The sequence below is a fragment of the Leptospira bourretii genome, assembly GCF_004770145.1.
Taxonomy (GTDB): domain Bacteria; phylum Spirochaetota; class Leptospiria; order Leptospirales; family Leptospiraceae; genus Leptospira_A; species Leptospira_A bourretii.
Map to the genome: position 1 here is coordinate 123,832 of NZ_RQFW01000015.1, position 20,235 is coordinate 144,066.

At 40.2% G+C, this 20,235-nt stretch carries 24 protein-coding genes; 23 read left to right on the plus strand and 1 reads right to left on the minus strand.

The genetic code is table 11. The annotated features are described in order from the left end of the window. Position 1 precedes the first annotated feature (1 nt). From EHQ47_RS10180 to EHQ47_RS10255, 16 genes are all read left to right on the plus strand, one after another. Positions 2 to 820, plus strand: a complete 819-nt coding sequence (locus EHQ47_RS10180) for a hypothetical protein (RefSeq protein ID WP_135749649.1) — start codon at positions 2 to 4, stop codon at positions 818 to 820. Between the two features lies 1 nt (position 821). Next, positions 822 to 2,774: a replication restart helicase PriA gene (priA, locus tag EHQ47_RS10185; RefSeq protein WP_135777129.1), complete on the plus strand. Its 1,953-nt coding sequence runs from the start codon at positions 822 to 824 to the stop codon at positions 2,772 to 2,774. Positions 2,775 to 2,786: 12 nt separating this feature from the next. Next, positions 2,787 to 3,755: a methionyl-tRNA formyltransferase gene (gene fmt / locus EHQ47_RS10190; protein ID WP_135777130.1), complete on the plus strand. Its 969-nt coding sequence runs from the start codon at positions 2,787 to 2,789 to the stop codon at positions 3,753 to 3,755. Beyond that, the gene (locus EHQ47_RS10195) at positions 3,752 to 4,771 is read left to right on the plus strand and encodes a PASTA domain-containing protein (RefSeq protein WP_135777131.1); all 1,020 of its coding nucleotides are present in this window, start codon (positions 3,752 to 3,754) and stop codon (positions 4,769 to 4,771) included. Before fmt ends, EHQ47_RS10195 begins: the two co-directional genes overlap by 4 nt. A 1-nt stretch (position 4,772) precedes the next feature. Beyond that, positions 4,773 to 5,435, plus strand: coding sequence for a ribulose-phosphate 3-epimerase (gene rpe / locus EHQ47_RS10200; protein ID WP_100742871.1), 663 nt, complete (start codon positions 4,773 to 4,775; stop codon positions 5,433 to 5,435). 47 nt (positions 5,436 to 5,482) lie between these two features. After that, a complete protein-coding gene (gene rpsP, locus EHQ47_RS10205) occupies positions 5,483 to 5,740 on the plus strand; it encodes a 30S ribosomal protein S16 (RefSeq protein ID WP_002973959.1) in 258 nt (85 codons plus the stop codon). 7 nt (positions 5,741 to 5,747) lie between these two features. Beyond that, positions 5,748 to 5,978 carry a KH domain-containing protein gene (locus EHQ47_RS10210; RefSeq protein ID WP_002974362.1) on the plus strand — a complete coding sequence of 77 codons (231 nt, stop codon included), beginning with the start codon at positions 5,748 to 5,750 and terminating at the stop codon, positions 5,976 to 5,978. Then, positions 5,968 to 6,504: a ribosome maturation factor RimM gene (gene rimM / locus EHQ47_RS10215; RefSeq protein ID WP_135777132.1), complete on the plus strand. Its 537-nt coding sequence runs from the start codon at positions 5,968 to 5,970 to the stop codon at positions 6,502 to 6,504. Before EHQ47_RS10210 ends, rimM begins: the two co-directional genes overlap by 11 nt. Continuing rightward, positions 6,494 to 7,147 (plus strand): tRNA (guanosine(37)-N1)-methyltransferase TrmD, encoded by a 654-nt coding sequence (gene trmD / locus EHQ47_RS10220; RefSeq protein WP_135777133.1) that lies wholly within the window; start codon positions 6,494 to 6,496, stop codon positions 7,145 to 7,147. The genes rimM and trmD overlap by 11 nt, the downstream gene beginning before the upstream one ends. A gap of 8 nt (positions 7,148 to 7,155) precedes the next feature. After that, the gene (rplS, locus tag EHQ47_RS10225; RefSeq protein WP_167481627.1) at positions 7,156 to 7,593 is read left to right on the plus strand and encodes a 50S ribosomal protein L19; all 438 of its coding nucleotides are present in this window, start codon (positions 7,156 to 7,158) and stop codon (positions 7,591 to 7,593) included. A gap of 113 nt (positions 7,594 to 7,706) precedes the next feature. After that, on the plus strand, positions 7,707 to 8,357 hold the full coding sequence (locus EHQ47_RS10230) for a ribonuclease HII (RefSeq protein ID WP_244290296.1): 651 nt from the start codon (positions 7,707 to 7,709) through the stop codon (positions 8,355 to 8,357). Then, complete coding sequence (locus EHQ47_RS10235; protein ID WP_135777134.1) at positions 8,338 to 8,994, plus strand: hypothetical protein; 657 nt, start codon at positions 8,338 to 8,340, stop codon at positions 8,992 to 8,994. Before EHQ47_RS10230 ends, EHQ47_RS10235 begins: the two co-directional genes overlap by 20 nt. Next, the gene (locus tag EHQ47_RS10240) at positions 8,991 to 9,251 is read left to right on the plus strand and encodes an EscU/YscU/HrcU family type III secretion system export apparatus switch protein (protein ID WP_135749658.1); all 261 of its coding nucleotides are present in this window, start codon (positions 8,991 to 8,993) and stop codon (positions 9,249 to 9,251) included. The genes EHQ47_RS10235 and EHQ47_RS10240 overlap by 4 nt, the downstream gene beginning before the upstream one ends. Before the next feature lie 34 nt (positions 9,252 to 9,285). Continuing rightward, positions 9,286 to 10,473 (plus strand): HD-GYP domain-containing protein, encoded by a 1,188-nt coding sequence (locus EHQ47_RS10245; RefSeq protein ID WP_135749659.1) that lies wholly within the window; start codon positions 9,286 to 9,288, stop codon positions 10,471 to 10,473. 29 nt (positions 10,474 to 10,502) lie between these two features. Next, complete coding sequence (locus EHQ47_RS10250) at positions 10,503 to 10,850, plus strand: YraN family protein (protein ID WP_135749660.1); 348 nt, start codon at positions 10,503 to 10,505, stop codon at positions 10,848 to 10,850. A gap of 104 nt (positions 10,851 to 10,954) precedes the next feature. Continuing rightward, entirely contained in the window at positions 10,955 to 11,155 is a 201-nt protein-coding gene (locus tag EHQ47_RS10255; protein WP_100719942.1) for a hypothetical protein, read from the plus strand. Here EHQ47_RS10255 and EHQ47_RS10260 read toward each other — a convergent pair whose 3' ends face one another. Next, the gene (locus tag EHQ47_RS10260) at positions 11,156 to 12,601 is read right to left on the minus strand and encodes an ATP-binding protein (RefSeq protein WP_135749661.1); all 1,446 of its coding nucleotides are present in this window, start codon (positions 12,599 to 12,601) and stop codon (positions 11,156 to 11,158) included. Between the two features lie 120 nt (positions 12,602 to 12,721). Here EHQ47_RS10260 and EHQ47_RS10265 point away from each other — a divergent pair, with 120 nt between their 5' ends. The 7 genes from EHQ47_RS10265 (at position 12,722) to EHQ47_RS10295 (ending at position 20,188) form a co-directional block, all read left to right on the plus strand. After that, positions 12,722 to 13,090, plus strand: a complete 369-nt coding sequence (locus tag EHQ47_RS10265; RefSeq protein ID WP_135693893.1) for a type II secretion system-associated lipoprotein — start codon at positions 12,722 to 12,724, stop codon at positions 13,088 to 13,090. A gap of 96 nt (positions 13,091 to 13,186) precedes the next feature. Then, positions 13,187 to 14,107 carry a peptidoglycan DD-metalloendopeptidase family protein gene (locus EHQ47_RS10270; protein ID WP_244290297.1) on the plus strand — a complete coding sequence of 307 codons (921 nt, stop codon included), beginning with the start codon at positions 13,187 to 13,189 and terminating at the stop codon, positions 14,105 to 14,107. A 29-nt stretch (positions 14,108 to 14,136) separates the two neighbouring features. Continuing rightward, complete coding sequence (locus tag EHQ47_RS10275; RefSeq protein WP_135749663.1) at positions 14,137 to 15,051, plus strand: general secretion pathway protein GspC; 915 nt, start codon at positions 14,137 to 14,139, stop codon at positions 15,049 to 15,051. Position 15,052: 1 nt separating this feature from the next. Next, positions 15,053 to 16,816 (plus strand): type II secretion system secretin GspD, encoded by a 1,764-nt coding sequence (gspD, locus tag EHQ47_RS10280; protein WP_135693278.1) that lies wholly within the window; start codon positions 15,053 to 15,055, stop codon positions 16,814 to 16,816. Further along, on the plus strand, positions 16,813 to 18,489 hold the full coding sequence (gspE, locus tag EHQ47_RS10285) for a type II secretion system ATPase GspE (protein WP_135749664.1): 1,677 nt from the start codon (positions 16,813 to 16,815) through the stop codon (positions 18,487 to 18,489). The genes gspD and gspE overlap by 4 nt, the downstream gene beginning before the upstream one ends. 5 nt (positions 18,490 to 18,494) lie before the next feature. Further along, positions 18,495 to 19,721, plus strand: coding sequence for a type II secretion system F family protein (locus tag EHQ47_RS10290; protein WP_135749665.1), 1,227 nt, complete (start codon positions 18,495 to 18,497; stop codon positions 19,719 to 19,721). Positions 19,722 to 19,726: 5 nt separating this feature from the next. Continuing rightward, entirely contained in the window at positions 19,727 to 20,188 is a 462-nt protein-coding gene (locus tag EHQ47_RS10295) for a type II secretion system protein GspG (protein ID WP_035983713.1), read from the plus strand. The last annotated feature ends 47 nt before the right edge of the window (positions 20,189 to 20,235 follow it).

Genomic DNA, 20,235 nt, shown 5'->3' on the forward strand with positions numbered 1-20,235 from the left:
TATGGATCAAAAATCAATTTTAGAACGTTTTACTGACATTCTTAAAGAAACTAAATTTTTAATCCAGAACAAATCGGTTTCTGTTTATCAGTTCCAAGAGGAACAAGATCCAAATGATTTTGTTTTCCCTTGGAAATCTAAAGTTCCTGAGTCCATTGAAATCCAGAAAAAACAACAAAAAGAGAACCAAAGGAAAAACAAGGATCTAGTTAATTTTTCTTGTACACTTTGCCAAGGAAAACTCAGCGGAGTTCGGCAGTTTTTACATAAAGGAAGAAAACCTGTTTTGGTCCTTCATTATTCTGGGGCCACAAGTCCAAAAGAAAAACCATTTACAAAAACAAAACCAAACCAAATATTTAAAGACAAACTAACGGAAAGTAGCTGGGGAGAACTCATCCAAAAAGTATTTGGTTTTTCCTTTGAGGAATTTTATTACCAAGAATATCCGGCTTGTAATTTTTCGAATACCGATTCAAAGGAAAACGATTGGCAAACCAGAGTGGAAAATTGCAAATTTCATGTAAAAGATACTGTCGAAGAATATGGGATCAAATCCATCGTGATTTTGGGTTCATCCGCTAAATTATTGTTTGGTGCAGAGAAAGCAAAAGAATTTCTTGGAAAACAAACCCAGTGGGATTTGTCTGGACTCTCGATTCCCATTGTCACGACAAGGTCTCCGGAAGCCCTTGTGTTCCTTGGTGAAAAGGCTAAAAAAACGGATTCAGAAAGTAACCTTTTCCAATACGGGAAAGAAAAACAAGAATTGGAAGAAAGTTTTATCTCTCATCTATCTCTTTTAAAACCTTATCTCTAGTATGATCCAATTTGCGGAAGTTGCTCTCAACCTATCTTGGGAAAGTAGAACCTTAACCTATGAAATTCCCGAGGACATTCCAAACTTAGTAAGAGGTGTTCGTGTTCTCGTTCCACTGAATGGAAAGGAATGGGAAGGGGTTGTGATCGAGATTCATTCGAATGAACCAAATTATGAAACTCTATCCATTCTAAAGAATTTGGATTCGGAACCAGTCCTAACGGAAGACCAATTGGATCTTGCCGAGTGGATGGCAGAAAATTATCTTTCTTCTCTTGGGGAAGCTTTGTTTCTTATGGTCCCCAAAGGAAAAAAAAGAAAACAGGAAAAACAATCTCCCGTTCAAATTCAGTTGGATCGATTACTTCCTTTAAATTCTGCACAAAAAAAAGCATTCGATGAAATAAAGGCGAATGGAAATTTCAACACACATTTGTTATATGGAGTTACGGGAAGTGGAAAAACAGAAGTTTATCTCCACCTCATGGCTGAGGTTCTTTCCAAACCCAAAGGATCAGTGATTTTTCTTGTTCCTGAAATTTCACTCACTTACCCGACCATTACAAGGATTGAACGGATCTTTCCTGGACAAGTGGCGGTTTTACATTCTCATCTCAGAACCTCAGAAAAATTCCAAAACTATTTGGATTTAAAGGAAGGAAAAAAACGGATTTGTATCGGAACTCGTTCCGCTGTTTTTGCTCCTTTGTCTGACATTGCCCTCATTATTTTAGATGAAGAACATGATGGTTCGTACAAAGAACATGGCTCACCTCGTTACCATGCACGCCAAGTGGCATTACAAAGAATCTTAAAAACCAACGGTAAATTATTATTAGGTTCTGCCACTCCAAGTTTAGAAATTTTTTACTTAGCAAAAGCAGGCCAAATTGGATATTCTGAATTAAAGGAAAGGGCAAATCCAGAGGCTTCTCTTCCTGCAGTGGAAATCACAGAGAAAAAGGAAGATAGTGAACTTTTATCAGGGGATTTACAATTTAAAATTGCAGACCGATTGAAAAAGGAAGAACAAACCATCATCCTTTTGAATCGCAGAGGGTATAATCCTTTTATTTATTCCACAACCACCAAAGAATTCATCCATTGTCCAAAATGTACGGCAACACTTTGTTATCATTCGGATAAAACGGTAAGGTGTCATCTTTGCGGGTATAAATCGACCTTACAAAATTTAAAACAGACTCACGGTGAGGAACTGGATTTATTTGGTGCTGGGACTCAAAAATTAGAAGAGTATTTACTTTCCCATTTTCCCAAAGCCCGGATTGAAAGATTGGACCAAGACAGTTCCAAAAATAAAGAACTCACCCGCGATGTTCTCGAAAAGTTAGGCGAAGGAAATTTAGACATCCTTACGGGAACCCAAATGATCGCCAAAGGACTTGATTATGCAAACGTCACTCTTGTCGGAATTTTAAATGCCAATCATGGGTTGGGAGTTCCTGACTTTCGCAGTAGCGAAAGAACCTATTCTCTGATTTCACAGGTGGCAGGTCGTGCTGGTCGGGGTGAAAAAAAAGGGGAAGTCCTCATCCAATCGAATGATCCTGAACATCCAGTCCTTAAGATGGCGATGGAACAAAACTATCCTGCTTTTTTTGAATGGGAACTAACGTTTAGAAGGGATTTGTTTTATCCGCCTTTTTCTCGTTTGGCGAGACTTGTTTTCAGATCAAAGTATGAGGAAATAGCAAATAAACAATCTGTTGTTTATGCGGAAACTTTAAAAGAAAATATGGATGCATCCATTACTCTTCTTGGCCCAAGCCAATGTCCTTTTTACAAAATCGATAATAACTTTCGCTATCATATTTTGTTAAAATCAAAATCCATCACTAACTTACGAAATCTTTTACGTGAAACCAAAAATAAATTTAAAGTCGATTCCAAATGTTATATTGAATATGATTTGGATCCTTTAGAACTTGTTTAATAGGAATAATTTATGAAACTTTCAATTGGATACTTTGGATCCCCGGAACATTCCAAAGAATTACTTTCTATCTTACTCGAAGCAGGAATCACCATCGACTTTGTTGTGACCAATATTGACAAACCTGTGGGAAGAAAACAAATCATCACTCCCACACCAGTAAAGGAATTTGCTGTGTCGAAGGGAATCCCTGTCATCCAATCTCCGAAACTCCGAACCGATGAAGAAGCTCAAAAAAAAATCTTATCTTACGGTTCTCCTGTTCACATCGTTTATGCTTATGGATCGATCGTTCCCGATAATGTATTCAAAGATCCCAAATTCGGTAGCATCAACTTACACGGAAGTTTGCTCCCCAAATACCGCGGAGCCTCTCCCGTCCAAAGTTTCCTCCTCAGTGGAGAAGAAAACTCTGGGTTTACCATTCAGTTTTTAGCCAAGGAAGTAGATTCGGGAGATATCATTTCCCAAAAATCTTGGAAGGTGGAAACCACAGAAACCACAGCCTCTTTCTTGCAATCCATCACGAGAGAAGGGGGAGAAGAACTTATCCGTCTCCTTAAGGAATTAGAATCCACAGGTAGCGTTTGGACCTCGAAGCCACAAAATGCTACCGAGGCCACACATTGCAAAAAAATAACAGCCAGTGACCGTCCCATCCAATGGTCGGAATCTGCCAAAAACATCCACAACCGAATCCGTGCCCTGTATCCTGATCCTTTGGCTGTGACCGAATTTCGGGAAAAAAAACTCATCCTGATCTCTTCGTTTCTGCCCAGTACCGAAGAGGAACCGGTTCCGATACCGGAAGGTCTCAGCCCTGGTTCCTTTTTTCTATACCAGAAAAAAAGGCTTTTCTGCCTCTGTGGAGACGGAAACCTGCTTGGTATAGACACCTTACAACCCGAAGGGAAAAAACCCATGAAAGGATTTGAGTTTTTCAATGGGGCTCGGGTTTTAGCCGGAGAATCATTTACGTGAAAGAAAAGTTTCTAAAAATACTACCTTACAGTGGTTATGTTCTATTTGTTGGTTTAGGGCTCCTTGTTTTTTTTGTCGCAGCCTTCCTTGTGGTCGTGGTTCGAACCAAAGAAGAACAAAAGGTAATGATGCCTTATGTGATTGGCAAAAACTACATAGAGGTTCATAACGAATTACAAAGACTCCAACTCAAAGTCCGTTTAGAAACCCAAAGGATTCCTGAAAAAACAGATGGGATCATTCTTGCTCAATCCATTGATCCCGGTAAGGAAGTGGAAGCTGGATCTAAACTTTATCTTACTGTTAACATTGGATTTGATCGGGTCACCATTCCCGATGTCAAAGGACAGGATCTAAAACGTGCCAAAGCCATTTTAGAAAAGGTACTTTCTGGGGAAGTGTATGTTCCTTTACAAATTGGTGGAATCACATATGTGCCTGCTGTGGGTGATGAACCTGCTGACACCATCATTGACCAAATCCCTGGGCCTGGAAAAGAAACTCATTCCGGTGAAAAAATTTACCTACTCGTAACAGAACCAAATACAGAAAAAAAATCCAACCAATCGGCAAATGAACCTTTGGATTCCACAAAATTTGTAGGAACTCCTGTTCCCTTTGTTGTCGATTTTTTACAAAGAAAAAAAATTCCTTATCTTTTAAAAGAAGCCACCAAACCAGAGTTTCGTGATTCACATGGACTCACATCTTCGTTTGAATTAAAACCGACTGGCGCGGAATTGGGTGCTTACTATTTAAAACCCTCAGAATCACTTGTCCAAGATTATGAATTTTTGGAATATGAAGTGGATGATGATGATCTGTACTCAGCCAAACTTAGTTATACAAAACCTGGGGAAGATACAGAAATCGAAAAAGAAATCTTAACCGACCAAAAACTAAAAGAAGATGAACCTGTGCGTTTTCTCATCCATCGATCGGGAAATGTAAAACTTACTCTTATCGGCAAAGAAACCGGAGTGGCTAAGGTTTGGAAACTCAAAGGAACTTATTAATATGAAAATTTCTGCATCGATCCTTGCGGCAAAACTGACGGGCCTTTCTCAGGAACTACCCACTTACAAACAGGAAAATATCGACCTCATTCACATCGATGTGATGGATGGAAACTTTGTACCTCAAATTTCCTTTGGAGAAGCTTTTACCAAAGAAGTTAAGTCCCATACCCAAATCCCACTCGATGTACATTTAATGGTGAGTAATCCCGAACTCCATGTTCCTAAATACTTTGACCTCAATCCTTATTGTATTACTTTCCATATTGAAACCACGAACTTCTCTGTGAGACTGGCAGAAGAAATTCGGAAAGCAGGAATCAAAGTGGGAGTGTCTCTGAATCCCCAAACTCCTCCGGAATCCATCTCTCAAATCCTTCCATATTTGGACCTTGTTTTACTCATGACGGTCGATCCTGGATTTTATGGACAATCCTTTGTTAAATCCGGCTTTGAGAAGATCGCCGCAGTTCGCAAACTCACCAAACCTTACAATATTGAATTGGAGGTGGATGGGGGTGTGAACGAATCCAATATGGAGGAGCTTGCAAAACTCGGAGTGGACATCACCGTTGTGGGATCTGGTCTCTATAAAACAGGAGATCCGAACGCACAGGGCAAAAAATTAAAGGAACTCGCTGCAAGTGCTAGAACTCGCTCTTGACAGATCGTCCTTATTTAAAAAACTCGCTATAAAAGGGGTATTTTTCCTTGGTTAAATTAAGATTACAAAGAACGGGAACAAAAGCAGACCCGCACTATCGCATTGTCGCAGCAGACATCCGTGCTCCACGTGACGGAAAGTTCATTGAAGCGATTGGACATTTTCATCCATCTACTTCCTCTGTGAAAAAAGCTACTTTCAACGAAGAAAAAACTCTTTCTTGGTTAAAAAAAGGCGCACAACCAACTGATACAGTTCTTGCTCTTTTGAAAAAAGACGACGTTTGGTCAAAATTCAAAGGTTAATTGATACATGGAATCCTTAGTTCGTTATATCGTTACATCTCTCGTTGACCAACCAGAACAAGTGGCTGTCAACCAAGTCCCCGGAGAGGAAGAAACAGTGATCGAACTTCGGGTAGCAGCAAAAGACCTAGGGAAGGTGATCGGAAAAAACGGAAGGATTGCAAAATCTTTGCGTACTGTTTTACAAGCAGCCGGAACCAAACAAGGCAAAAACTATACTTTAGAAATTGTCGACTAAACCAAGTTTAGTGAAAGTGGGGGTCATCGGATCCTCACATGGAATCAAAGGGTTCATCAAAGTTTTCACCGAAGGTGACACCCTATTATCCGCCAAACCACCGTTTACCTGCACAGTCGAAGACCCACGTGGAAATCAGACTACCATCCAAATCGATGAAATCAAACCTAATGGAAATCATTTCCTAGTCAAACTAAAGGGTTTTGAAACTCCGGAAACCGTCATCAAATACCGTGGATTTTCTTTGTTATGGAAAAGAGAAGATCTTCCCAAACCGACTGAAGGCGAAATTTACACCGAGGATTTAGTGGGACTAGTTGCCATTTCCAAAGAAACAAGTCAATCGCTGCATTATGTTGTGACCCAAGTCATAGACAATCCCGCTCATCCTATTTTAGAACTAAAACCGAAATCAGGGGAAGGCGAAACAGTTCTTATTCCTTTTCTCAATCGGTTTGTCGGCGACTGGAATTTAGAATCCAAAACCTTAGAAATCATTCACTGGGAGCAGTGGATTGAAGTTTAATTTCATCACGCTTTTCCCAGAAAAAATCACCTCCTATTTTGAAACAGGAATTCCAGGTAAGGCTGTGAAACAAGGGGTGGTAGAAATCAATACTGTCCACCTCCGTGACTTTGCAGACAACAAACACCAAAAGGTAGATGACACCATCTATGGCGGGGGACCAGGGATGCTTTTGCAAGTGGGCCCGATTTACCGGGCCTTAGAATCCCTTGGCGAAAATAAAGGGAAGGTCATCCTCCTCAGTCCATCGGGGGAACTTTTCAACCAAACGCTCGCTCGGGAGATTTACGAGTCCTCAGAAACCATTACCTTAATTTCTGGGTATTATGAAGGGGTGGATCATCGTGTCGCGGAGCATTTAATTGACAGGGAAGTGGCCATTGGAAACTATGTTATTTCATCGGGGGATTTAGCTGCTCTCGTTGTTGCCGATTGCCTATCTCGGTTTGTTCCGGGGTTTTTAGGAAAAGAAGAAAGCCTTCTCGAGGAATCGCACAACGAAACGGAAGAATTAGAATACCCCCAGTATACAAAACCCTATGATTTTATGGGTTGGACGGTTCCAGATGTTCTCCTCGGTGGGCATCATGAAGAGATCCGTAAATGGCGGCAGAAAAACCGCAAAACAAGAAATCATTCTTAGAGGAAGCCATGAATCAGATTCTAGAAACAGCACTCGCAGGCGAAGCAAAGAACGAACTTAATTTCGAAATTGGTGATACTGTAAAAGTTCACTACAAAATCGTTGAATCTGGAAAAGAACGAGTTCAGGTTTACGAAGGCATTGTGATCTCCATCGCGAACAAATCTCAAAGCAAAACTTTCACAGTAAGACGAGTGTCTTATGATATCGGAGTGGAAAGAATTTTCCCACTTCATAGCCCACGCATTGCAAAGATTGAACTCGTTCGTAAAGGATCGGTTCGTCGTGCAAAACTTTTCTATCTCCGTGATAAAAAAGGAAAAGCGGGACGTATCAAAGAAAGAAAAGGCGGACAAGCAATTGTTGCCAAAGATAAAAAGAGACAGGATGAGGCTTCTAAAGCCGCTCTTGCACAAGCAAAAGCTGCAGAAGCACCTAGCGCATAATCTCTCTTGAAGCGGCCGTCACTCGGCCGTTCTTTCCTGAATTTCAAATTCCTCACCTGACCTGTTATTCACTCGATGAAGCAGGTCGTGGTACGCTTGCTGGCCCCGTCTCAGTGGGTTGTGTTTCTTTTACCCTCGAAACATTAGAAAAAATCAAAAATGGTGAAATCTTAAAAGGTCTTCGCGACTCCAAAAAAATTCCCGAACCCAAACGAATCGAACTCAGAAAGGAAATCATACAGTATGCTTCCTATTTCCGAGTGAGTTTTGTGAGTGCCAAGTTCATTGATCGGTTTAATATCAACCAAGCTATTTTTTATGGGATGAACCGCTGTTTGCCGACAAACCCACAACCATTCGAAGCAAACAGAACGGCGAATGAAAAATTGCATTTGTCTACTTCTACTCATGAAGAAAAGACAAATCGCAATGAAGACAAATGGTTAAACGGTAGGCCTTATCTTTTGGCAGATGGAAATTATAAACTAAAGATCACAAAACCAATAGAAGGATATTTTTCTCTTCCCAAAGGAGATGATTTGATTCCTTCCATTTCTGCGGCCTCCATCCTTGCCAAAACCTATAGAGACGAATATATGGAAAAAATGGATTTGAAATACCCCGGTTACGGGTTTGCCAAACACAAAGGTTATGGTACAGAAGAACATAGAGAGGCCCTGATAAAACTCGGAATTTCTCCCATCCACAGGTTGAGTTTTTGTAAATTTCTCCGATCTGAGGGAAGTGAGCCCTCTCTTTTTTAATCAGAATTCTATTTCTCCATTTTTCTCTCTGGGCAAACTAACCCACAAGCAAAAGGTAAAAAATTCGCCATTCGAAACCAAAGCATCTAAAGAAGGATCCGTTCCTTCCAAAGGAATGCATTCTTACTCTCTTGGACAAACCAAAAAGATTGCAACGGATCAAAGAACTCTCTTGGCAAACGGACTCGAAAGAGAAGTCCAAACAAATTCTTGGAAAGTTGAAAATCGTTTGCGTTGGACCCAGTGGATGGCGATACAATCGGATTCCAAATCGATGGAGGTTTCTGACTTAAAACCAATTTGGAATTATCTTTTAGGCGAAACTGGATTTTCGGATCTTCTTACTTATATTGATCCTGATGCCAAAGAATCATTACAAATGGTAGTAGAACCAAAAAACAAAGGTTTGGTTCTCTATGTATTTTGGGAATCTGAAATAACAGGTGCAATGGGAATCCAATTCCATTATGATCCAGAAAAAGAAAAACCGATCCTTGTGCAAATCACAAGAGAAAAGCCATTCCAAAACCAAAACTTAAGTCAGTCTTTGGCAAACCTTGTTCGGGACTTTCCCCAAATCCGTTCGGTACAAGTGGAAACTTGGAAGGAAGAAACCATTAACGGAGATTATAGATGAAACAAAAAATGGCAGCACTTGCTTATGATCCGAACTTTCATTCCGCACCAAAACTTGTGGCAAAGGCAGAAGGAAGGTTCGCTGAAAATTTGATTCGGCTCGCCAAAGAGTCTGGTGTTCTTATCATACGAGATGAAGTGATGATTCAAACCTTAGATCATCTCCCTAATGGGAAAGAAATTCCGAGAGAATTGTATGAAGCAGTGGCAGCAGTGTTTCGAATTCTTGTTTTAGAGAGACAAAAGAAAAACAATTGATGTTTCTAAGCTTCTTACTAGGATTTACGCAATTATGCGGAAAATTTCCATTCGAGACTTAGAACCTGGCTCGAAGTTTACTAAGTCAATTTATTTAGACAAAGACACTGTTTTTGTCGGAGCTGACCAACCCATCACCCAACAAGATTTAGACCGCTTGGTTCAATTTGGAATCAGCTTTGTTTTAACGGATGGAGAAAAGGTATTGGCCGAAGCAGGTGAAAAAGCAACCGCTGGAGCAGGTCCTGGATATTTTGATACCAACCTTCCTTTTTACCAAGATGATGAAAATTCCACACGTTTTAAGTATTTATTAGAAAAAACCAATACCACAAAGGTTGAGTTTAACGCAGTTTTTAAAGACTGTTTTGATTTAGTGCAAAAAACTTATAAATCAGCATCTGAAGGTCGTTATACGGAAATTCGCGAATTTCGTGAGATTGCGGAACGGATTGCAGACCATACAAAAGCCAACGCCCAAATTCCCATTTTACTTTTATCCCATTCTCATTCAGGTCATTATTTATACACTCATATCTGTTATGCGACGTTCTTCTCGGTGATGCTTGGAAACTTTTTAGAATTTTCTAGACCCAAACTCATCGATTTGGCTTTGGCCTCTCTTTTTGCCGACATAGGAATGGTGACTGTCCCAGAGGAAGTGTCTGAAAAAAAAGGAAATCTTTCGGAACTAGATTTAAAAACCATCAAACGCCATCCCGTCACAGGATACCAAATCCTAACTCAAAGATTAAAATTAAAAAACTCTCTTGCGATTGTTGCTCTCCAACACCATGAAGCAGTGGACGGCTCTGGTTATCCGCAGAGGATTCTTGCCAACCAAATCGAAGAACTCACAAAAGTATTTATGATCGCTGACCAATTTGCTGCTATGATCCATCCAAGGCCGTATAGACAAGCCATCCTTCCCTATGAAGCGATGAAGATTATGATCAGTGAAAACGTGAACCGTTTTGATTTAAAAATGGTACGACTATTTTTAAATAAACTTTCAATGTTTCCTGTGGGGTCCGGTGTCGTTCTTTCTGACCTAAGGATGGGTATGGTCATTGAATCTAATAAAGACAAACCTCTTCGCCCTGTCATCCGAGTCACAAAAGATGCAGAAGGCAAACGCCTCAAACATTTAGAATTTGTGGATCTTATGAAAGACCTCAATCTCTACATCCAACAAGCGATTCCGTTTTCACAAATTTACTGATCCTTCTTTGGTGATGTGTGGCCCGGAAAATGCCGAAAAAAACGGATTTGGGTAGGTCAGGAGAAGATTTGGCTGCTGAATTTTTGGATTCTTTAGGTCATACCATCCTCTTTCGTAATTTCAGAAAATCTTTTGGAGAACTGGACATAATTAGCCTCGAGAACGATTTACTCCATTGTTCTGAGGTGAAAACTTGGGATATACGCAGTGGATTTCATCCTTTGGAATGTTTTCATGAGACAAAACGCAAGCGAATGCGGAAGGTATATTACTATTTATTGAAAGAGATTCCTGCTTTTTATCACCTAACACCTTCGTTTAATTTGATCCATATCACCGAAAAAAAGGAAGTGCGTTTTTATTCGTCAATCTTCTAAAATACTTCATCAAGGGATTTTTGTACCGGGCCGATTGATCATGTATCCCATAAGGGAAAACGCTCTCAAGGATGAGAGTTTGATTGTTACAAGGAAGTAACCACATGAGTCAATTTAGTATTTTTGGGAATTTAGCAGAAACCGAAGAATTTGGTCCAGATCCGGTTTTACTCCGGAAACGAGGGATGGCATCTACCATCCAGAAAAAATTCGAAAATTACAAAAAGAAGATCGATGATCCGGCTTACATGGATTATGCGATAAATAAAATTGCGATGGAAATTTCGCACTTTATTTCAAAGTAATTAACCCAAACTATAAATCCATTGGTATCCGATACAATAGTCAACGGCCTCCCAAATATGTACTTCCTTGGTTCGGGGGGATAGATTCCAATCTGCAATGGTTCTTGCTAAAGATATGATTTGTTTTTTCTTTCGTAAGGACAGTTGTTTGGTTTGATTTTCTGTATCCAGAGTTTTTTGAATTTTTTTATCTTCTTCTTCTGGAATGAGATTTGTATTTCTAAATTCAAATCGTTCCAGCAGAATTTGTCTCATTTTAAATTCTTCTAATTTGATACACCGATCATTTGATGTTTCGAATAACGTTTGAAAGACGGTGATTCGATCCAAAAAAGCCCCACTTATTTTTTGTAAATAGAGACGAATTCTTTGTAAGGAACAATGACAAGTTTGGTGACTATGGTAATTTCCACAGGGGCAGGGGTTTGCCGATAACATTAAGGTAAAATCAGTTTTTAACTTTGTTTTTTCATTCATCCTTACAATTTCCAAATACGAATCTTCCATAGGCATTCTGAGGCTTTCTAGAATTCTGTCTTTGAATTCCAAGGCTTCGTCCAAGTATAAAATTCCTCCGAAGGCTTTAGAGATTTCTCCTGGTTGGAAGGGAAGTCCTCCTCCCACAAGGCCCACTTCTGTCGCAGAATGGTGAGGGGAACGAAAAGGGCGTTTGTTCGAGGGAATTTCGAACTCTCCTTCCAAAGTCCAAATCCCTTGGCTCTTTTGGTCTCTTGTTTCTTTTACAGGTAATAATGATTCTAACATTCTATGGAGCATCGTTTTTCCAGAACCGGGGCTACCCAAAAGGAGGCTATGGTGTTTTCCAAGAACAGAATACAAAAGCCCTTGAAAGACTTTCATTTGGTAAGGATCTAAATGTACTTCGTTCCAAGTCAGAGGCTCTGAGGGTGAGGAAGGCAGGTCCCGAGTGTCGGGTATCGAGATTTTTAGTTCACGAAGTCCATCCAGGTTTTCGAGGAAGTAATACTGGCCATCGGGTAGAGTTTCTTTTTCCAAAGAACGAGGCAGGCAGAGGGAAGCCCCCATTTGTTTCTGGTTTTGCCAAAGATAGGGCAATAGTTCCTTTCCTCCGAGAATCGATCCATCAAGTCCTAACCCTCCCAAAAAAAGGATCTGGGTTTCGGGAATTTGGATTTGCTCTGTTGCAAGGAGGATTCCCACTGCAATGGCTAGGTCCAGGCAAACCATCCTTTTCGGGATATGAGCCGGCTTTAAATTGATGATGATGGTTTCGAGTGGGAACTGGTATCCTGATGCCTCCAGAGCCAAACGGATGCGATCTTTGGATTCTTTGGTGGATAGTGTCGCAGAACCCAAAATTTGGAAATAGGGAAGTCCTCTTCGGATCCCAACCTCCACTTGGATTTCTTTTGTCCCATTCCATTCATATAACAGGCTACCAACTTCTGCGCGTTTGGGGATCACAACGAGAAGGGGTAATCTTCTACCTCTTTTGGGCCAAAAAATAAAAAAGACTTTTCATAAATGAGGCATCATGGTGACTTTTCCTGAGAGTTTGCTTTGAATTGTAGTGTCATTCGTGTAATTCCCTTCGTTCTTCTCCTTGTGTTCAGTCATTGTTCCCAAAGGTTGATCAAAAAAGAAAGATTAAGGGAAATCAATGAATACTATGATGGAAAGACATATGCTTTACAAGAGGAGATCAAATTTTCCCAAACAGAAGTTTGGAAAAAAGGAACTCTTGTTAAGATTTATATCGAATCCACACCTTCTCTATTGAAATTGAAGGTGTATCCCATTGCGGAGTCTAGAGAGTCTTCTGTGGGAAAATTGGCAGCCTATATCATCAATGATGATATAAAAAAGAAGCAGTATGACTTGGAAGATGTGGAAGAATGGGTTTCTAAAAAATTCACTCTTGTCGAACCCAGTGTCAAAAAAACAAAGAAATAAAGGTTTGGGAAGTCTCCATTGTCGCTAGCATTTCGTTTTTTTTCTTTCTTTGTTTCTGGTTCAAGATTCTTCCCCTTTAGTCCCGATATTTTAATCGTGAAAGTTCTCCGGTTGGTAACATTTTCTCTTTTGGTTCTTTTTGGATCCGGGCTTCTCGCAAACCCTTTCCAAAAAATCCATTCCGAAATCAATGAATCTCTCCCCGGTGGAGAATCTGGGATGTTTCGTCTCTTTGGTTCTCAATCCCAAGATTCCGAAGTTCATAAACTCTTTTCTGCCGGTGTCAATGTTTCTTCTGATGAAGAGGAAGTGGAACTAGCTTCTCTTGATTTACCCAAATACATTGATGTGTCGCCCGTTGTGAGTAATACCGTCGTTCACGAATCCGGAATCATTGTAAAAAAATATACAGTACAAAAAAAAGACAACCTATCAAAGATTGCCCGTTCTTTTTCTATTGAATTGGCCAAATTAAAGAAACACAACGGACTTGCCAGTGACCAGTTGAAGATTGGCCAAGTTTTGGAAGTTCCTGTACAAGTAAAAAATGCTTCTTCTTCCAGAGTGGTTCTCAAAAAAATCTTCATTATGCCTGTACCACAAAGCCGAGTGACTTCCCGGTTTGGACGACGTGTGGATCCTTTTAATAAATACAATCGAGTCTATCATACGGGACTTGATCTTGCTGCCAAAGTAGGAGCTCCCGTTTTATCTGCTGCCGACGGAGAAGTGGTTTTTACAGGTCGCAACGGCGGGTATGGAAATTCAGTTACCATCCAACATAAAAATGGTTATAAAACAGTTTACGCCCATTGTTCACAGATTTTAGTTGAGGTTGGGGAAACGGTGAAGATGGGTCGTGTGGTTGCTCTCGTCGGAAGGACGGGAACGGCAACAGGGGCACATTTGCATTTTGAAGTGTTTCGAAACGGGAAAATTATGAATCCTGAATCCGCTTTAAGCATCACGGAAAAACAAGTCACAAGACTCCCTAAATCTGAAGTAGCCGGAATGTAATCGGAGTTTTTCTCCGGTTTGTGGGGAGCATGAATCTAATCCTTCAAAGAATCCAGTCGAGTCAGTTTTTGACATTGATTCCGGCGGTTTTACTCTTTTCTTTTTCTCTTGCCTATTTATTGAAGTTGGTCCTTCTCCTTTTGTTTTCCACAGAAACCGGGATCAGCGTTGCAGGTAACACTCGTCCCAAACAAATGCGCCAAGAAGTGATTTTGGCAGTGAGTACCTACGAAGACATCGTTACGGGAAATTTGATTCGCGGCCAAGTATATGATCCAAATGACGCCACCAAACGCGGGGCAGATGGCACACCGCTAGATCCAGAAATTGCTCAGGACAATGGAGAGGATGACCAGATGCTTGTCACAGGGACACTTTCAGGTCATTGGTCATTTGCACGAGTGACCATCCGAGAAAAACAAAACAATGATTCGGAAGAATATGGAACGGGTGAAATGGTGGGTGGATACAAAGTCCAAACCATCGAACAACATTATGTGGTTCTAAAAAAAGGTGGGCTTAGCCTTCGAGTGAATATTGGCGAAACTCCCGCCCAAGCCAAAGAACGAATCCGTCCGAAAGATGCAGCTTCGGTTTCAAGTTTAGGGCCATCCAGCCAAACGGTTCAAAAAGTTCTTTCCCGAGAAGACGTAAACAGGAAATTGAAGGACCCGAATACTATCTATAAAAATGCAAGGTTTGGTCCTCATTTAGTAGACGGAAAGATCGAGGGTTACAAGATCTATCAGGTGGCAAAAGACCATGTGTTTTATTCCCTCGGTGCTCGTGGCGGGGATATCATCAAACGTGTCAATGGAATGCCACTGAACGAAACAGAGAAAATGTTGGAAATTTGGGGTTCGATCAAACAAGCTCCGAAAATTACAGTGGATTTAGAGAGACAAGGCAAAATAATCACATATGAATTTATCATTCGGAATTAAAATGAGAAATCGTCTTCCTTTAGTAGTACTTAGTATTTGCCTTTATGTATTTGTGACACCGGGCTTTTCCCAGGAAAAGGGAAAACCTAAAACAAAATCTTCCCCGGAGCCTGCAAGTTTTACTGCCGATTGGAGAGATACGGAACTCAAAGATTTCCTTATGGGGATGAGTGCGATCATCAAAAGAAACATCTTGATTGATGATGCGGTCAAAGGAAAAAAAGTAACGATCATTTCTCAGAAACGAGTGAAAATTGAAGATGCCTATGGGTTTATGAAATCCGTTTTAGAAACCCAAGGTTTCGGACTGATTGAAGAAAATGATCTTATCAAAGTAGTCAAAATCAAAGATGCACTTGCTAAGTCTCCGATTGTACGAATTGGAAAAGATCCGGTTTCTGAATCTGAAGTTTCACTGAATAAAACCATCACACAAATTGTTCCCTTAGAATTTTCAAATGCGGTGGAACTAGAGCCAATCCTTAAAAGGGTTACTTCTCCTGATACAGATATCATCATTCCTAAAAACCAAAACACATTGATTTTTTCCGGTTCTACCTCTGATATCAATAAGTTACTGAAGTTAGTGGATAACTTGGATATCAGAGTGGATGGACCTGGATCCATTTCTTCTGCTGGTGATATTCATATTTATACCTTGGAATACAACGAAGCAGAAAAACTTGCTGCAATCCTTGTAAAGTTGGATATGCCTGATGCACCAACGGCACCAGCACCAAGTGGTCAACCAGGAGAACCTGGACCCGATGGAAAACCGACTCCACCTCCACAACCTGTGGCACAACAAGCTAAAGTTCCAGGCAAACAGGATAAAATCAAAGCTGTGGCACATAAAGAGTCCAACTCTCTGATTGTGACGGCAACTCCCCAAGAATGGGAAGAAATCAAAAAAATTATAAAAATTCTAGATACACCCAGAAAACAAGTGTTACTTGAGGTTTTGATTGTTGAGTTAACATCTACGGATCTTAATGACTTCGGGATCGATTGGCGTTACCAAGAGTTGGCTTATGGACAGTTTAACACGGGTCTTGCGGCAACTGGTGGGGTCATCGATAAAAACGGGCGACCGACTAATGTAAACACACTTTCTGGATTTTCACTTGGGTTCATTCGTCGTGGGGGCCAACAGATCATTGGTATTTTAAATGCAAACTCTACCAATGAAAATTTTAACGTTTTATCTGCTCCTCAAATTTTGACCTTGGATAACCAAGAGGCAGAGATCAATGTGGGGCAAGATGTTCCTGTGAGAACACAAAACCGTAACGCAGGTCTTGGTGGAGACAACGCTGTCACAGTAGCCAACTTCGAATACCGCCCAACAGGGATTAAACTCAAATTCACTCCCCATATTAATAAAAATAATCGAATCACTTTAGATCTTTACCAAGAGATTAAAAACGTAGCAGGGATTTCTTCGGAAGCAACGGGAGGAAACCCAACCTTTAACAAACGTGATATCAAAACTACCATCGTTGTAGACAATATCCAAACCATTGTGATTGGGGGATTACTTTCCAATGACAAACAAAAGAAAGTGCAAAAGATTCCCATTTTAGGTGAGATTCCACTTCTTGGAACTTTATTCCGAAGGACTACCAATCAAAATCGTAAAACCAATTTGATGGTATTTTTAACTCCTCATATTCTAGACGACCGCGATAAATCGGATCGTATGACCATCCAAAAGAAAAATGAACAAGAAAGGATGGTCGACGAACGAGAAAAGAAATTACGATGAGAAAGAGTTTAGGCCAAATCCTATTAGAAGATGGGATCCTTACCGTAAAGGATCTCGAAGATATTTCCAAACAACAGGAAAAAACGAATCTTCCCATCACTCATATCATCCAAAAAAAAGGTCTCGCTTCTGAAACTGACATTCTAAAGGCCCTGGCAAAACTCCATCGTATTGAGTTTATCGACAAACTTGAGTTTGTTGGAAATGAGGATGTGTTTGGAAAAATTCCCCTAAAACTTGTCCAACGTTCTAAAATAGTGCCTGTTTCTGTCAAAGGCAAAAAAGTAATCGTTGCCACTTGTGATCCGACAGATCTCCATCCAATGGATGATATGAGATCTTTCCTAAAAGGATACGAAATCCAGTTCGTTCTCGCCACCGAAAACGAAATTATGAGAATCATCCATTCTCAGTTCGACAAAACCACTGCCGAAGCAAAAGAGATGATGGATGAAATGGATGGAAGTTTCGGAGATCTTTCCGATGCTTTTGAATCCGATGCACTCGATTTATCCAATGAAGCTCCCATCATTAAGATGGTGAACGTGATTTTATCACAAGCTGTTTCGGAAAGAGCTTCCGATATTCACGTAGAACCATTTGAAAAATCTGTAGTAGTCAGATATCGTGTGGATGGGGTTTTGCAAAAGGTTTTGAGCCCACCTAAATCATATTTGGCGGGTATTTCTACTCGTATAAAAATTATGTCGAATCTAAACATTGCGGAAAACCGTTTGCCGCAAGATGGTAGAATCAAACTTAGATTAGCAGGGAAAGATGTAGATGTTCGGGTTTCCATCATCCCTTGTCAGTTTGGAGAGCGCATTGTAATGCGTATTTTAAACAAAACGGACCAAAAGTATTCGATTGAAACTATGGGTTTTAATAAAGAAATCCTAAATGATTTTAAACATTTAATCTACAAACCATATGGGATTATTTTAGTAACAGGTCCGACAGGTTCCGGTAAATCTACGACACTTTATTCCGCACTTTCCGAAATCAATACAGAAGAGAGAAATATCATTACTTGCGAAGATCCAGTGGAATACCAAATGGATGGGATTTCTCAGATGCAAATGAACGAAAAAATTGGCCTTACCTTTGCAGCCGGCCTTCGTTCCATCCTTCGTCAAGATCCGGATGTGGTGATGGTAGGGGAGATCCGTGATGAGGAGACGGCAAGGATTGCCATCCAAGCCTCACTCACGGGGCATTTAGTGTTTTCGACCTTACATACGAATGATGCTTCTTCGGCAGTGACAAGACTTGTGGATATGGGAATCGAACCTTACCTCATTACAAGTTCTGTTTTGGGTTTTATGGCCCAAAGGCTTGTTCGTGTGATTTGTAAGGATTGCAAAACTAGTTACAAACCTACTGATAAAGATTTAGCGGGTCTTGGAATCCAAAGAAAAGAATTAAAAAATGGTGTTTTGTACAGGGGGAAAGGTTGTTCTTCTTGTCTAAATTCTGGATACAAAGGCCGAACTGGTTTGTATGAACTTCTCACCATGAACGATGAAATCAAACGTGCGATTTTGCAAGGAGCCGATTCCAATCGGATCAAGGAACTGGCAGTAAAAAATGGCCTTTCCACTTTGCAAGATTACGGTAAATATAAAGTGATTGAGGGTGTTACTACCCCAGAAGAAGTCCTTCGGGTATCTTAGATTTTATGCCACTTTATACTTATGTTGCATTCAACAGAAAGGGGAAAGAAGAAAAGAATATTATCGATGCCCCGAATCTTCAGGCGGCTCGTAACAAACTAAAGGCGAAAGGGCTTTATGTTCGTTCCATCCAAGAAGATCGTGAAAAAGAAGAAAGAGAACTTTTCCCGTTTTTATCAAAATTATTATATCGAATTCCCAGAAAAGAAGTAGGGTTATTTTGTAAACAACTAGGAACACTACTTGGTGCGGGTATCCCACTTGATAAATGTTTGTTATCGATCATTGACCAAGTGGAAAACATCTACTTCAAAAAAGTTTTGATTGAGATGCGGGCAGACATCACAGAAGGGATGAGTCTTTCTGAGTCCATGAAAAAACATAAAACAGTTTTTCCTGACCAGTATCCAAGTCTAATTTCAGTCGGTGAGTCTACTGGAAATTACGAAAACACCTTGCACCGGTTAGCTGAATTAGAAGAAAAATCTTCTGAATTAAAATCCAAAGTCCAAGTGGCGATGATTTATCCCATGATCATGGGTTTACTTTCCTTAGGTGTTTCCATTTTCCTTCTTGTGGTGGTCATTCCGCAAATTGAACAGTTGTTTGCTTCCTTTGATGCCAAACTTCCCTTACTGACTAGAGGTGTTATTTTTTTATCTTATATTTTGACCAATTATTGGTTTATAATTCTCGGTGCCATTGCCGGTGGGTTCCTCAGTTTTATGAAATGGAAAAGTTCAGGCGAAGGGAAAAAAACTTGGGACAAATTTTTGTTAAGGTTACCGGTGATTGGAACCTTACTTAGAAAAATTTTGGTTTCAAATTTTGCTAGGAATTTATCGATTTTACTTCTGAATCGAGTTCCTCTCATCGTTTCTTTGAACATTGTATCCGATGTTGTAGGCCATACGGTTTTTAAAGAAGAAATTGAAGCGGCAATCATTAAAATCAAAGAGGGCGGGAAACTTTCGGATTCTCTACAAGGATCCCAGGTCCTACCGCAAATGGTTCTTGGGATGCTCAGTGCGGGGGAAGCGTCTGACAAAGTACCCGAAATGATGAATAAACTCTCGGAAATCTACGAATCCGAGGTGGATACGGCAATAAAATCTTTGACCCAATCATTAGAACCAATGATGATCATTGTAATGGGTGGAATTATTTTTACAATCATGGCGGCGATTATGACGCCAATGTACAAACTAACTCAAGAAATCCAGGGGATGTAGAGTTTATGAAAACTAAAGGGAAACACAGAAAGATACGTGAGGGACTAACTCTAATCGAGATTACCGTGGTAATGCTCATTTTAGGATCTCTTATGGCTATTCTTTACTCCAGTATCGGAAACCGGGGTGAAGGCGAAAAAAAATTGAAGCTTAAAAATGATAGCGCAGTTTTGAAAACGGCACTGGAACGTTATTTAGAAGTGTATGACAAATACCCTTCCGAAGAACAAGGGTTACAAGCTTTAATTGAAAAACCAGACGATGATAAAATCGGTGATGATTACGAACCAATCGTTCGTGAAAAAGCAGTATTAAAAGATCCTTGGAAAACACCTTATGTTTTGAAATTTGAAGGAGCTGTTCCTCAAATTCTCACTTTGGGTGAAGATAAAAAAGAAGGTGGAGAAGGAAAAAATAAAGATTTTAATATCCTTTCACCGGATGATTACCCGGCCGCTTTCCGATAAAATTTCGGTTTTGAAAACCAAAAGGAAATTACGAGGTGGTCTCACTC